Genomic DNA, 14,309 nt, shown 5'->3' on the forward strand with positions numbered 1-14,309 from the left:
GCTGTGACGGCTTGGACACTGCGACTACGTAACTACGTGCGGCTCCGCCGCGCGGCTGGTAACTCACTGTGAGGTTACGCAGCGTTACTTGGATGCGTCAAGCCGAATGGTCTCCATCGCCCCCTCAAGAGCGTTCCCGGCGGCCTTCCCCGGAGCCCCCGGACACCCACCCGGTGCGGGCCACCGGCGAGCCCCTGGTACCGTGGGACACGTACATCCGACGTCCTTTAAGGTCCGTCCCGTGAGGCGGAGAAGGAGGTCCTTTTCATGGACGCTCAGAACGCCCAGGCCCAGCCCGGTCAGAACGCCGATGCGGCGCGCTCCGTACTCGAAGCGCAGGACATCGCACGGGTCCTGACCCGTATCGCCCACGAGATCGTCGAACGCGCCAAGGGCGCCGACGACGTGGTGCTCCTCGGCATTCCCACCCGCGGTGTGTACCTCGCCCGCCGGCTGGCGGCCAAGCTCGAAGAGATCACCGGCACGAAGATCCCGGTCGGTTCCCTCGACATCACCATGTACCGCGACGACCTGCGCATGAAGCCCGCCCGCGCGATCGGCCGCACCGAGATCCCCGGCGACGACCTCGACGGCCGTCTCGTCGTCCTCGTCGACGACGTGCTCTTCTCCGGCCGCACCATCCGCGCCGCCCTCGACGCCCTCGGCGACCTCGGCCGCCCGCGCGCCGTGCAGCTGGCCGTCCTCGTCGACCGCGGACACCGCGAGCTTCCCATCCGTGCCGACTACGTCGGCAAGAACCTCCCCACGTCGCTGCGGGAGACCGTCAAGGTCCAGCTCCAGGAGGAGGACGGCCGTGACGCCGTGCTGCTCGGCCAGCGGACCGCCCAGGCAGCCGGGCTTTAACCCGTTCGAGTGAATACGGGCCTCCGTGGGGGTCCGCGCCGAAGCCTGCCCTGCCCCGACCTCCGCCTGCCCTCCCGACCTACGGAGCACCCAGATGAAGCGCCACCTCATCTCGGCCGCCGATCTCACGCGCGACGACGCCGTCCTGATCCTCGACACCGCCGAGGAGATGGCCCGCGTCGCGGACCGGCCGATCAAGAAGCTGCCCACCCTGCGCGGCCTCACGGTCGTCAACCTCTTCTTCGAGGACTCGACCCGCACCCGGATCTCCTTCGAGGCGGCCGCCAAGCGGCTCTCCGCCGACGTCATCAACTTCTCCGCCAAGGGCTCCTCGGTTTCCAAGGGCGAATCCCTGAAGGACACCGCCCTGACCCTCGAGGCGATGGGCGCCGACGCCGTCGTCATCCGCCACCACGCCTCCGGCGCCCCCTACCGGCTCGCGACCTCCGGCTGGATCGACTCCGCCGTGGTCAACGCCGGCGACGGCACCCACGAGCACCCCACCCAGGCCCTGCTGGACGCCTTCACCATGCGCCGCCGCCTGGTCGGCCGTGACGCGGGCCTCGGCAAGGACCTGAACGGCCGCCGCATCACCATCGTCGGCGACGTCCTGCACAGCCGGGTCGCCCGCTCCAACGTCCAGCTGCTCCACACCCTCGGCGCCCAGGTCACCGTGGTGGCCCCGCCGACGCTGGTCCCGATCGGCGTCGAGAGCTGGCCGTGCGAGGTCTCGTACAACCTGGACGAGGTGCTGCCGAAGTCCGATGCGGTGATGATGCTGCGTGTGCAGCGCGAACGCATGAACGCCGCCTTCTTCCCGACCGAGCGCGAGTACTCCCGCCGGTACGGGCTCGACGGCGACCGCATGGCGAAGATGCCCGAGCACGCCATCGTGATGCACCCCGGCCCGATGAACCGCGGCATGGAGATCACCGCCGCGGTCGCCGACTCCGACCGCTGCACGGCCGTCGAGCAGGTCGCCAACGGCGTGTCCACCCGGATGGCCGTCCTGTACCTGCTGCTCGGAGGCTCCGAGCCCGCCGTCACCACCACCCCCGCCGCCGCGCGTACCGAGGAGACCAAGTAACCATGAGCAAGATCCTTATCCGTGGCGCGAAGGTACTCGGCGGCGAGGCGCAGGACGTCCTGATCGACGGCGAGACCATCGCCGAGGTCGGCACCGGACTGTCCGCCGAGGGCGCGACCGTGATCGAGGCCGAGGGCCAGGTGCTCCTCCCCGGCCTCGTCGACCTGCACACCCACCTGCGCGAGCCCGGCCGCGAGGACTCCGAGACCGTCCTGACCGGCACCCGCGCCGCGGCCTCCGGCGGATACACCGCCGTCTTCGCCATGGCGAACACCTTCCCGGTCGCCGACACCGCCGGCGTCGTCGAGCAGGTCTGGCGCCTGGGCAAGGAGTCCGGCTACTGCGACGTGCAGCCCATCGGCGCCGTCACCGTCGGCCTGGAGGGCAAGCAGCTCTCCGAGCTGGGCGCCATGCACGACTCCGCCGCCCGCGTCACCGTCTTCTCCGACGACGGCAAGTGCGTGGACGACGCCGTGATCATGCGCCGCGCCCTGGAGTACGTGAAGGCCTTCGGCGGCGTCGTCGCCCAGCACGCCCAGGAGCCCCGGCTCACCGAGGGCGCCCAGATGAACGAGGGCGTCGTCTCCGCCGAGCTGGGCCTCGGCGGCTGGCCGGCCGTCGCCGAGGAGTCGATCATCGCCCGCGACGTCCTGCTCGCCGAGCACGTCGGCTCCCGCGTCCACATCTGCCACCTCTCCACCGCCGGCTCCGTCGAGATCGTCCGCTGGGCCAAGTCCCGCGGCATCGACGTCACCGCCGAGGTCACCCCGCACCACCTCCTCCTCACCGACGAGCTCGTCCGCTCGTACAACGCGGTCTACAAGGTCAACCCGCCGCTGCGCACCGAGCGCGACGTGCTGGCCCTGCGCGAGGCGCTCGCCGACGGCACGATCGACATCGTCGCCACCGACCACGCCCCGCACCCGCACGAGGACAAGGACTGCGAGTGGGCCGCCGCCGCCATGGGCATGGTCGGCCTGGAGACCGCGCTCTCCGTCGTCCAGCAGACGATGGTGGAGACCGGACTGCTCGACTGGGCGGGCGTCGCCGAGCGGATGTCCTTCGCCCCGGCGCGCATCGGCAGCCTGGAGAACCACGGCCGCCCCGTCTCGGCAGGTGAACCCGCGAACCTGACCTTGGTCGATACCTCGTACCGTGGTGTCGTGGACCCCGCACACTTCGCCTCCCGCAGCCGCAACACGCCTTACGAGGGCCGTGAGCTGCCGGGTCGCGTCACTCACACCTTCCTGCGGGGCCGGGCAACGGTCGTGGACGGGAAACTGGCGTGACACCTGCAGTAATCCAACTGGCCGCCGAGGCCGCCGAGCGACAGTCGGCGGAGGTGACCAGCGTCGGCGCCCGCATCGCGTGGGTGATCGGCCTGGCCGTCTTCATCGCGTTCGTGTACTGGCTGATGCGGCAGGGCTGGAAATGGCGCGGCGCTCTGCAGAACGATCTGCCGGAGCTGCCCGCCGCCCCCGATGGTCTTCCCGCGCACCGGCTGGCCCTGACCGGCCGGTACCACGGGTCCACCACCGCCGGGCAGTGGCTCGACCGGATCGTCGCCCACGGTCTGGGCCTGCGCAGCCGGGTCGAGCTCACGCTCACCGACGCGGGCCTCGACGTGGTCCGACCGGGGGCCAATGACTTCTTCGTACCGGCCGCGCAGCTGCGCGGCGCCCGCCTCGACAAGGGAATCGCGGGCAAGGTACTCACCGAGGGCGGTCTGCTCGTCGTCACCTGGGCGCACGGTGACAAGCTGATCGACTCCGGATTCCGCTCCGACCGCGCGGCCGAGCACGCCGCCTGGGTCGAGGCGATCAACCTCATGAACTCATCCGACTCATCCATCACGACGGAAGGCGCCGAAAGATGACGACCTCCACCAGGGGAGCAGCCAAAACTCCCGCCGTACTTGTCCTGGAGGACGGTCGGATCTTCCGCGGCCGCGCCTACGGCGCGCACGGGGAGACCTTCGGCGAGGCCGTGTTCTCCACCGGCATGACCGGCTACCAGGAGACCCTCACCGACCCGTCCTACCACCGCCAGGTCGTCGTGATGACCGCCCCGCACGTGGGCAACACCGGCGTCAACGACGAGGACCCCGAGTCCTCCCGCATCTGGGTGTCCGGCTACGTCGTGCGCGACCCCGCCCGCGTCCCCTCCAACTGGCGCTCCCAGCGGTCGCTGGACGAGGAGCTGGTCGCGCAGGGCGTCGTCGGGATCTCCGGCGTCGACACCCGCGCCCTGACCCGCCACCTGCGCGAGCGCGGCGCCATGCGCGTCGGCATCTTCTCCGGCAACGCGATCGCCGACGACGGGCTGCTGCTCGCCAAGGTCCGCCAGGCCCCCGAGATGAGCGGCGCCGACCTCTCCGCCGAGGTCGCCACCAAGGAGACGTACGTCGTCCCCGCCATCGGCGAGAAGAAGTTCACCGTGGCCGCCGTGGACCTCGGCATCAAGGGCATGACCCCGCACCGGATGGCCCAGCGGGGCATCGAGGTGCACGTGCTGCCCGCCACCGCCACCCTCGAGGACGTCTACGCGGTCAACCCGGACGGCGTGTTCTTCTCCAACGGCCCGGGCGACCCGGCCACCGCCGACGGCCCCGTCGCCGTCATGCGGGGCGTGCTGGAGCGCAAGACGCCGCTCTTCGGCATCTGCTTCGGCAACCAGATCCTGGGCCGCGCGCTCGGCTTCGGCACCTACAAGCTGAAGTACGGCCACCGCGGCATCAACCAGCCGGTGCAGGACCGCACCACCGGCAAGGTCGAGGTCACCGCGCACAACCACGGCTTCGCCGTCGACGCGCCCCTCGACAAGGTCTCCGAGACCCCCTACGGCCGCGCCGAGGTCTCGCATGTCTGCCTGAACGACCAGGTCGTGGAAGGCCTCCAGCTGCTCGACCAGCCGGCCTTCAGCGTCCAGTACCACCCCGAGGCGGCTGCCGGCCCGCACGACGCCGCGTACCTCTTCGACCGTTTCGTATCGCTGATGGAGGCCGAGCGTGCCTAAGCGCACCGATATCCAGTCCGTCCTGGTCATCGGCTCCGGCCCGATCGTCATCGGCCAGGCCGCCGAGTTCGACTACTCCGGCACCCAGGCCTGCCGCATCCTCAAGGCCGAGGGCCTGCGGGTCATCCTGGTGAACTCCAACCCGGCGACGATCATGACCGACCCGGAGATCGCCGACGCCACGTACGTCGAGCCGATCACCCCCGAGTTCGTCGAGAAGATCATCGCGAAGGAGCGCCCCGACGCGCTGCTCCCCACCCTCGGCGGCCAGACCGCGCTCAACACCGCCATCTCCATGCACGAGCAGGGTGTGCTGGAGAAGTACGGCGTCGAGCTCATCGGCGCCAACGTCGAGGCCATCAACAAGGGTGAGGACCGCGACCTCTTCAAGGGCGTCGTCGAGGCCGTCAAGGCCAAGATCGGCTACGGCGAGTCCGCCCGCTCGGTCATCTGCCACTCGATGGACGACGTCATCGCGGGTGTCGACACCCTCGGCGGCTACCCCGTCGTCGTGCGCCCCTCCTTCACCATGGGCGGCGCCGGCTCCGGCTTCGCCCACGACGAGGACGAGCTGCGCCGCATCGCCGGCCAGGGCCTCACGCTCTCCCCGACCACCGAGGTGCTCCTGGAGGAGTCCATCCTCGGCTGGAAGGAGTACGAGCTGGAGCTGATGCGCGACACCAAGGACAACGTGGTCGTCGTCTGCTCCATCGAGAACTTCGACCCGATGGGCGTCCACACCGGCGACTCGATCACCGTCGCCCCGGCGATGACGCTGACCGACCGCGAGTACCAGCGGCTGCGCGACATCGGCATCGCGATCATCCGCGAGGTCGGCGTCGACACCGGCGGCTGCAACATCCAGTTCGCGATCGACCCGGCCGACGGCCGCGTCATCGTCATCGAGATGAACCCGCGCGTCTCGCGCTCCTCGGCGCTCGCCTCGAAGGCGACCGGCTTCCCGATCGCCAAGATCGCCGCCAAGCTTGCCATCGGGTACACCCTCGACGAGGTCCCCAACGACATCACCGAGAAGACCCCGGCCTCCTTCGAGCCGTCCCTCGACTACGTCGTCGTCAAGGCCCCGCGCTTCGCCTTCGAGAAGTTCCCGGCCGCCGACGCCACCCTCACCACCACCATGAAGTCGGTGGGCGAGGCCATGGCCATCGGCCGCAACTTCACCGAGGCGCTCCAGAAGGCCCTGCGCTCCCTGGAGAAGAAGGGCTCGCAGTTCACCTTCGTCGGCGAGCCCGGCGACAAGGCCGAGCTCCTCGCCACCGCCGTGCGCCCCACCGACGGCCGCATCAACACCGTCATGCAGGCCATCCGCGCCGGCGCCACCCAGGAGGAGGTCTTCGAGTCCACGAGGATCGACCCCTGGTTCGTCGACCAGCTCTTCCTCATCAAGGAGATCGCGGACGAGCTCGCCGCCGCCGACAAGCTCCACCCCGAGCTGCTCGCGGAGGCCAAGCGCCACGGCTTCTCCGACGTCCAGATCGCCGAGATCCGCGGCCTGCGCGAGGACGTGGTCCGCGAGGTCCGGCACGCGCTCGGCGTCCGCCCGGTCTACAAGACGGTCGACACCTGCGCCGCCGAGTTCGCCGCGAAGACCCCGTACTTCTACTCCTCCTACGACGAGGAGTCCGAGGTCGCCCCGCGCGAGAAGCCCGCGGTCATCATCCTGGGCTCCGGCCCGAACCGCATCGGCCAGGGCATCGAGTTCGACTACTCCTGCGTCCACGCCTCCTTCGCGCTCAGCGACGCGGGCTACGAGACCGTGATGGTCAACTGCAACCCGGAGACCGTCTCCACCGACTACGACACCTCCGACCGCCTGTACTTCGAGCCGCTGACGCTCGAGGACGTGCTGGAGATCGTCCACGCCGAGACGCTGGCCGGCCCCATCGCCGGCGTCATCGTCCAGCTCGGCGGCCAGACCCCGCTCGGTCTCGCGCAGGCGCTCAAGGACAACGGCGTGCCCGTCGTCGGCACCTCGCCCGAGGCCATCCACGCCGCCGAGGACCGCGGCGCCTTCGGCCAGGTCCTCGCCGACGCCGGACTGCCCGCCCCCAAGCACGGCACCGCCACCACCTTCACGGGTGCGAAGGCCATCGCCGACGAGATCGGCTACCCGGTCCTGGTCCGCCCCTCGTACGTGCTCGGCGGCCGCGGTATGGAGATCGTCTACGACGAGACCCGGCTGGAGTCGTACATCGCCGAGTCCACCGAGATCTCCCCGACCCGCCCCGTGCTGGTCGACCGCTTCCTCGACGACGCGATCGAGATCGACGTCGACGCCCTCTACGACGGCACCGAGCTCTACCTCGGCGGCGTCATGGAGCACATCGAGGAAGCCGGCATCCACTCCGGCGACTCGGCCTGCGCCCTGCCCCCGATCACCCTCGGCGGCTTCGACATCAAGCGCCTGCGCACCTCCACCGAGGCCATCGCCAAGGGCGTCGGCGTACGCGGTCTGATCAACATCCAGTTCGCGATGGCGGGTGACATCCTCTACGTCCTTGAGGCCAACCCGCGCGCCTCCCGGACCGTCCCCTTCACCTCGAAGGCGACCGCCGTCCCGCTCGCCAAGGCCGCCGCCCGCATCTCGCTCGGCACCACCATCGCCGAGCTGCGCGCCGAGGGCCTGCTGCCGAGGACCGGCGACGGCGGCACCCTGCCGATCGACGCGCCGATCTCCGTCAAGGAGGCCGTCATGCCGTGGTCGCGCTTCCGCGACATCCACGGCCGCGGCGTGGACACGGTCCTCGGCCCGGAGATGCGCTCCACCGGCGAGGTCATGGGCATCGACGCCGTCTTCGGCACGGCGTACGCCAAGTCGCAGGCGGGCGCCTACGGCCCGCTGCCCACCAAGGGCCGCGCCTTCATCTCCGTCGCCAACCGCGACAAGCGCTCGATGATCTTCCCGGCGCGCGAGCTCGTCGCCCACGGCTTCGAGCTGATGGCCACCTCCGGCACCGCCGAGGTGCTGCGTCGCAACGGCATCAACGCCACCGTGGTGCGCAAGCTCAGCGAGGGCGAGGGCCCGGACGGCGAGAAGACCATCGTCCAGCTGATCCACGACGGGCAGGTCGACCTGATCGTCAACACCCCGTACGGCACCGGCGGCCGCCTCGACGGCTACGAGATCCGCACGGCGGCTGTGGCGCGCGGCGTCCCGTGCCTGACCACGGTCCAGGCCCTCGCCGCGGCCGTCCAGGGCATCGAGGCACTGGGCCACGGCGGCGTGGGCGTCCGCTCCCTCCAGGAGCACGCGGAGCACCTGACCGCCGCCCGCGACTGACCGGGGGCACCTCCCAGCGGTAGCCGGGAGACCGAACAGCCCGGATGACACGGGGAGGGGGACACCGGTTTCACGACGGTGTCCCCCTTTCCATGAGCGCAGAGGGATCCTCTCGACGATGTACAAACTCTTCTTCAACCTGGTCTTCAAGCGCATGGACCCCGAGCGGGCCCACTACATGGCCTTCCGCTGGATCCGCCTCACCGCCCGCACGCCCGTGCTGCGCACCTTCGCGGCGGCCTGGCTCGCCCCCCGCCACAAGGAGCTGCGCACCGAGGCCCTGGGCCTGCGGATGCACGGCCCCTTCGGCCTCGCGGCCGGCTTCGACAAGAACGCCGTCGCCATCGACGGGATGTCGATGCTCGGCTTCGACCACGTCGAGATCGGCACCGTCACCGCCGAGGCGCAGCCGGGCAACCCGAAGAAGCGGCTGTTCCGGCTGGTCCCGGACCGCGCGCTGATCAACCGGATGGGCTTCAACAACGAGGGCTCCGCGGCCGTCGCCGCCCGCCTGGCCGCCCGTACGGCCGGCCAAAAGAAGACACGGGGCAAGACCGTCGTCGGCGTCAACATCGGCAAGACCAAGGTCGTGCCCGAGGAGGAGGCGGTCGCGGACTACGTCGCCTCGACCGAGCGCCTCGCCCGGCACGCCGACTACCTCGTCGTGAACGTCTCCTCGCCGAACACCCCCGGACTGCGCAACCTCCAGGCCACGGAGTCGCTGCGGCCGCTGCTGTCGGCCGTGCGCGAGGCCGCGGACCGGGCGGTGCCGGACCGCCGGGTCCCGCTGCTGGTCAAGATCGCCCCGGACCTCGCCGACGAGGACGTCGACGCGGTCGCGGACCTGGCCCTGGAGCTCGGCCTGGACGGCATCATCGCGACGAACACCACGATCGCCCGCGAGGGCCTCGGCCTCACCTCCGCGCCCGAGCTGGTCAAGGAGACCGGCGGCCTGTCCGGCGCCCCGGTCAAGGAGCGCTCCCTGGAGGTCCTGCGCCGCCTGTACGCCCGCGTGGGGGACCGGCTGGTCCTCGCCGGCGTCGGGGGCATCGAGAACGCCGAGGACGCCTGGCAGCGGATCCTGGCCGGCGCGACGCTGATCCAGGGCTACAGCGCCTTCATCTACGAGGGCCCCTGCTACGCCCGGTCCATCCACAAGGGCCTGGCGGCGCGCCTGGCCAACAGCCCGTACGCGACGCTCGCCGAAGCGGTGGGCGCCGAGACCCGAAAGGCCGCCAAGTGAGCACCGTGACCCCGTTCGGCACCCGCCTCCGCGAGGCGATGGACTCCCGCGGCCCGCTGTGCGTGGGCATCGACCCGCACGCGGCGCTGCTGGCCCAGTGGGGCCTGGACGACGACGTGGCCGGCCTGGAGCGCTTCTCGCGCACGGTCGTGGAGGCGCTGGCGGAGTCGGTGGCGGTCTTCAAGCCGCAGGCGGCCTTCTTCGAGCGGTTCGGCTCGCGGGGCGTCGCGGTGCTGGAGCAGACGGTCGCGGACGCCCGCGCGGCGGGCGCGCTGGTCGTGATGGACGCCAAGCGCGGCGACATCGGCTCGACCATGGCGGCCTACGCCTCGGCATTCCTGGACCCCGCCTCCCCGCTCTTCTCCGACGCGCTGACGGTGTCCCCGTACCTGGGCTACGGCTCGCTGGAGCCCGCCGTGGCGCTGGCGCGCCGGTCGGGGGCGGGGCTCTTCGTGCTCGCCCTGACCTCGAACCCGGAGGGCGCGGAGGTCCAGCGGGCGGTCCGCGCGGACGGCCGGTCGGTCGGGGCGACGATGCTGGCGCACCTGGCGGCCGAGAACGAGGGCGCCGAGCCGATGGGCTCCTTCGGGGCCGTGGTCGGCGCCACGCTGGGCGATCTGTCCTCCTTCGACCTGGACATCAACGGGCCGCTGCTGGCGCCGGGGATCGGGGCGCAGGGCGCGACGGCGGCGGACCTGCCGGCGGTGTTCGGCAAGGCCGTGCGCAACGTCGTGCCGAACGTGTCGCGGGGCGTGCTGAAGCACGGGCCGGACGTCGCGGCCCTGCGGGCGAGTGCGGGCGCCTTCGCGGAGGAGATCCGCGCCGCGGTGTCCGCGTGAGGGCGTGACGTGCATCACTGTCACCACCGCGCGCACGGGGAACTCCGGAAGCTTTGACGAAATTCGAACGGCTTTCACCGGACAAAACAGGGGTATTTTGTCCGTGATGTACGGTTCAGTGGAGGCTGACCAGGACTTTTCGTCCGTTCTCGCTGACTGGAGCGGCCATGGCCGCTAGTCTCCGAGCAGAGTGAACGAGCAGCGAACGAGCAATACCGCTGTTCGGGACCTCGCCAGGTGTGGTGCCCTTGGGGTTCCCCACCGGTCCGTATCCGACAGTTCGACATCCGAGGTGACGTAGGCGTGGCTCTTCCGCCCCTTACCCCTGAACAGCGCGCAGCCGCGCTCGAAAAGGCCGCCGCGGCTCGCCGGGAGCGGGCCGAGGTGAAGAATCGACTCAAGCACTCCGGCGCCTCCCTCCAGGAGGTCATCAAGACGGGCCAGGAGAACGACGTCATCGGAAAGATGAAGGTCTCCGCCCTGCTGGAGTCCCTGCCTGGCGTGGGCAAGGTGCGCGCCAAGCAGATCATGGAGCGCCTCGGCATCTCCGAGTCCCGGCGTGTCCGAGGTCTCGGCTCCAACCAGATCGCCTCTCTGGAGCGTGAGTTCGGCACTCCTGCCGGCTGACGCGTCGCCCGGAGTTCTTCCGGCGTTCTCAGGCAGTCTCTGGAACCTGGATAATCGCTCTATGGCAGCAGAGGTTCGTCCGCGGCTGACCGTGCTCTCCGGCCCTTCGGGGGTCGGCAAGAGCACGGTCGTCGCGCATATGCGCAAGGTCCACCCCGAGGTCTGGCTCTCGGTGTCGGCCACCACCCGCAAGCCGCGGCCCGGTGAGCGACACGGAGTCCAGTACTTCTTCGTCAACGACGACGAGTTCGACAAGCTGATCGCCAACGGCGAGCTGCTGGAGTGGGCCGAGTTCGCGGGCAACCGCTACGGCACACCGCGCGGCGCGGTGCTGGAACGCCTGGACAACGGCGAGCCGGTACTGCTGGAGATCGACCTCCAGGGCGCACGGCTCGTCCGCGAGTCGATGCCCGACGCCCAACTGGTCTTCCTGGCTCCGCCGAGCTGGGACGAGCTGGTCCGCCGGCTCACGGGCCGGGGCACGGAATCGGCCGAGGTCATCGAGCGCAGGCTCGGGGCGGCCAAGACCGAGCTCGCTGCCGAATCCGAGTTCGACACCACCCTTGTCAATACCTCCGTCGAGGACGTAGCACGTGAGCTGCTAGCCTTGATGAACGTTGTCTGATCGTCGATCGCCGTTTCTGAGTCGATCGGTCACCACCTGATCGGCAACGATCTTTTTCCCATCTTCGGAAGGTAGAGCGTGTCCTCTTCCATTACTGCGCCCGAGGGCATCATCAACCCGCCGATCGACGAGCTGCTCGAGGCCACGGACTCGAAGTACAGCCTCGTGATCTACGCGGCCAAGCGCGCGCGTCAGATCAACGCGTACTACTCGCAGCTCGGTGAGGGCCTGCTCGAGTACGTCGGCCCGCTGGTGGACACCCACGTCCACGAGAAGCCGCTTTCGATCGCGCTGCGCGAGATCAACGCGGGTCTGCTGACCTCCGAGGCCATCGAGGCCCCGGCTCAGTAAGGCACCGAACATTCCTTTCGCCACAGGCCCGGCAGACCATCTGCCGGGCCTGTGGTGTGTCATGGGTACTGTCGAACTCGTCCGGGCTCGGTCGAGCTCGGACGAGCTTGCAGAAGGGGTGTGTACGGATGGGTAAGCCCAAGGTCGTGCTGGGGGTGAGCGGCGGGATCGCCGCCTACAAGGCGTGCGAGCTGCTGCGCCGGCTGACCGAGTCCGGGCACGAGGTACGGGTGGTGCCCACGGCGGCCTCCCTGAACTTCGTCGGCGAGGCCACCTGGGCCGCGCTGTCCGGGAACCCCGCGTCCACGGAGGTGTGGGAGACCGTCCACGAGGTGCCGCACGTACGCATCGGGCAGTCCGCCGACCTCGTCGTGGTCGCCCCGACCACCGCCGACATGCTGGCCAAGGCCGCCCACGGGCTGGCCGACGACCTGCTCACCAACACCCTGCTCACCGCCCGCTGCCCGGTGGTCTTCGCCCCCGCCATGCACACCGAGATGTGGGAGCACCCGGCCACCCAGGAGAACGTCGCCACGCTGCGGCGCCGCGGGGCCGTGGTCATCGAGCCCGCCGTGGGCCGGCTGACCGGCAAGGACACCGGCAAGGGCCGGCTGCCCGACCCCGAGGAGATCTTCGAGGTGTGCCGGAGCGTCCTGGCCCGCGGAGCGGCGGGGCCGGACCTCGCCGGACGGCACGTGGTGATCAGCGCCGGCGGCACCCGCGAACCCCTGGACCCCGTCCGCTTCCTCGGCAACCGCTCCTCCGGCAAGCAGGGGTACGCCCTGGCCCGCACCGCCGTGGCGCGCGGCGCCCGGGTCACCCTCGTGGCGGCCAACACCTCGCTGGCCGACCCGGCCGGAGCGGACGTCGTACGGGTGGGGACGGCCGTGCAGCTGCGGGAAGCGGTCCTCAAGGCGGCGGCCGACGCCGACGCTGTGGTGATGGCGGCGGCCGTGGCCGACTTCCGGCCCGCCGTGTACGCGGGCGGGAAGATCAAGAAGAAGGACGGGGAGGAGCCCGCGCCGGTCGCCCTCGTACGCAATCCGGACGTACTCGCCGAGATCTCGGCCGACCGGGCCCGGGCGGGTCAGGTCGTGGTGGGCTTCGCCGCCGAGACCGACGACGTCCTGGCGAACGGACGCGCCAAGCTCCGGCGCAAGGGCTGCGATCTCCTCGTGGTCAATGAGGTGGGCGAGAGCAAGACCTTCGGTTCGGAGGAGAACGAGGCTGTGATCCTGGCCTCGGACGGTTCCGAACTTCCCGTGCCCTATGGTCCGAAGGAAGCCCTTGCGGAACTGGTGTGGGACCAGGTGGGAGCGCGGCTGCCGGCGCGACGCGCCTGACGCGCTTCCCTTCTCCTTGCCGCGTCCGTGCGCCAGAATGTGAGTGCCGCAGGTCACACGCCTCCCATAAGGCGAGACGGGTGGACCGGCGAACGGTGGCAACCGATAAACTGCATTCGGAACGTGATCAGGCGCAGCCTCTGGTGTGGTTCCAACAAATGATCAGCCAGCAGCCGCTGCAACCCCAGGGAGCGTTGTGTCCCGTCGTCTGTTCACCTCGGAGTCCGTCACCGAGGGCCACCCTGACAAGATCGCTGACCAGATCAGCGACACGATCCTCGACGCGCTCCTCACCGAGGACCCCACCTCGCGTGTCGCCGTGGAGACCCTCATCACCACGGGTCTCGTGCACATCGCGGGAGAGGTGACGACGAAGGCCTACGCGCCGATCGCGCAGCTCGTCCGCGACAAGATCCTCGAGATCGGCTACGACTCCTCGAAGAAGGGCTTCGACGGCGCCTCCTGCGGCGTGTCGGTGTCCATCGGCGCGCAGTCCCCGGACATCGCGCAGGGTGTCGACACCGCCTACGAGAAGCGGGTCGAGGGCGATGAGGACGAGCTCGACAAGCAGGGCGCCGGCGACCAGGGCCTGATGTTCGGCTACGCCTGCGACGAGACCCCCGAGCTGATGCCGCTGCCGATCCACCTGGCGCACCGGCTCTCCAAGCGGCTCTCCGAGGTCCGCAAGAACGGGACCATCCCGTACCTGCGCCCCGACGGCAAGACCCAGGTCACCATCGAGTACGACGGCGACAAGGCCGTCCGCCTCGACACCGTGGTCGTCTCCTCGCAGCACGCCTCGGACATCGACCTGGACTCGCTGCTCGCTCCCGACATCCGCGAGTTCGTCGTCGAGCACGTGCTGGCCCAGCTCATCGAGGACGGCATCAAGCTGGACACCGAGGGCTACCGCCTGCTGGTGAACCCGACCGGCCGCTTCGAGATCGGCGGCCCGATGGGCGACGCCGGCCTGACCGGCCGCAAGATCATCATCGACACGTACGGCGGCATGGC

The 14,309-nt window shown here is 70.1% G+C and carries 13 protein-coding genes; all 13 read left to right on the forward strand.

Annotation, left to right across the window (positions count from 1 at the left end):
• Positions 1-267 precede the first annotated feature (267 nt).
• Positions 268-864, forward strand: coding sequence for a bifunctional pyr operon transcriptional regulator/uracil phosphoribosyltransferase PyrR (gene pyrR, locus ACFWP3_RS16280; protein WP_384221055.1), 597 nt, complete (start codon positions 268-270; stop codon positions 862-864).
• Between the two features lie 94 nt (positions 865-958).
• Positions 959-1,951 carry an aspartate carbamoyltransferase catalytic subunit gene (locus ACFWP3_RS16285; protein WP_384221057.1) on the forward strand — a complete coding sequence of 331 codons (993 nt, stop codon included), beginning with the start codon at positions 959-961 and terminating at the stop codon, positions 1,949-1,951.
• A gap of 2 nt (positions 1,952-1,953) precedes the next feature.
• Complete coding sequence (locus ACFWP3_RS16290) at positions 1,954-3,240, forward strand: dihydroorotase (RefSeq protein ID WP_384221059.1); 1,287 nt, start codon at positions 1,954-1,956, stop codon at positions 3,238-3,240.
• Positions 3,237-3,827 carry a hypothetical protein gene (locus ACFWP3_RS16295; protein ID WP_384221061.1) on the forward strand — a complete coding sequence of 197 codons (591 nt, stop codon included), beginning with the start codon at positions 3,237-3,239 and terminating at the stop codon, positions 3,825-3,827. The genes ACFWP3_RS16290 and ACFWP3_RS16295 overlap by 4 nt, the downstream gene beginning before the upstream one ends.
• The gene (carA, locus tag ACFWP3_RS16300) at positions 3,824-4,966 is read left to right on the forward strand and encodes a glutamine-hydrolyzing carbamoyl-phosphate synthase small subunit (protein WP_384221063.1); all 1,143 of its coding nucleotides are present in this window, start codon (positions 3,824-3,826) and stop codon (positions 4,964-4,966) included. Before ACFWP3_RS16295 ends, carA begins: the two co-directional genes overlap by 4 nt.
• The gene (gene carB, locus ACFWP3_RS16305) at positions 4,959-8,267 is read left to right on the forward strand and encodes a carbamoyl-phosphate synthase large subunit (RefSeq protein WP_384221065.1); all 3,309 of its coding nucleotides are present in this window, start codon (positions 4,959-4,961) and stop codon (positions 8,265-8,267) included. The genes carA and carB overlap by 8 nt, the downstream gene beginning before the upstream one ends.
• A gap of 118 nt (positions 8,268-8,385) precedes the next feature.
• Positions 8,386-9,510: a quinone-dependent dihydroorotate dehydrogenase gene (locus tag ACFWP3_RS16310; protein ID WP_384221068.1), complete on the forward strand. Its 1,125-nt coding sequence runs from the start codon at positions 8,386-8,388 to the stop codon at positions 9,508-9,510.
• Positions 9,507-10,349: an orotidine-5'-phosphate decarboxylase gene (gene pyrF / locus ACFWP3_RS16315; protein ID WP_384221071.1), complete on the forward strand. Its 843-nt coding sequence runs from the start codon at positions 9,507-9,509 to the stop codon at positions 10,347-10,349. Before ACFWP3_RS16310 ends, pyrF begins: the two co-directional genes overlap by 4 nt.
• 303 nt (positions 10,350-10,652) lie before the next feature.
• Positions 10,653-10,976, forward strand: coding sequence for an integration host factor (locus ACFWP3_RS16320; RefSeq protein WP_008740406.1), 324 nt, complete (start codon positions 10,653-10,655; stop codon positions 10,974-10,976).
• Positions 10,977-11,037: 61 nt separating this feature from the next.
• Positions 11,038-11,601, forward strand: coding sequence for a guanylate kinase (gmk, locus tag ACFWP3_RS16325; RefSeq protein ID WP_079154080.1), 564 nt, complete (start codon positions 11,038-11,040; stop codon positions 11,599-11,601).
• Positions 11,602-11,679: 78 nt separating this feature from the next.
• Positions 11,680-11,952 (forward strand): DNA-directed RNA polymerase subunit omega, encoded by a 273-nt coding sequence (rpoZ, locus tag ACFWP3_RS16330; protein ID WP_004948662.1) that lies wholly within the window; start codon positions 11,680-11,682, stop codon positions 11,950-11,952.
• Positions 11,953-12,080: 128 nt separating this feature from the next.
• The gene (coaBC, locus tag ACFWP3_RS16335; protein WP_384221074.1) at positions 12,081-13,295 is read left to right on the forward strand and encodes a bifunctional phosphopantothenoylcysteine decarboxylase/phosphopantothenate--cysteine ligase CoaBC; all 1,215 of its coding nucleotides are present in this window, start codon (positions 12,081-12,083) and stop codon (positions 13,293-13,295) included.
• Between the two features lie 196 nt (positions 13,296-13,491).
• On the forward strand, positions 13,492-14,309 hold an 818-nt coding region (gene metK, locus ACFWP3_RS16340; RefSeq protein ID WP_384221077.1), incomplete at its 3' end, for a methionine adenosyltransferase.

Source organism: Streptomyces sp. NPDC058525 (assembly GCF_042719495.1).
Taxonomy (GTDB): Bacteria; Actinomycetota; Actinomycetes; order Streptomycetales; family Streptomycetaceae; genus Streptomyces.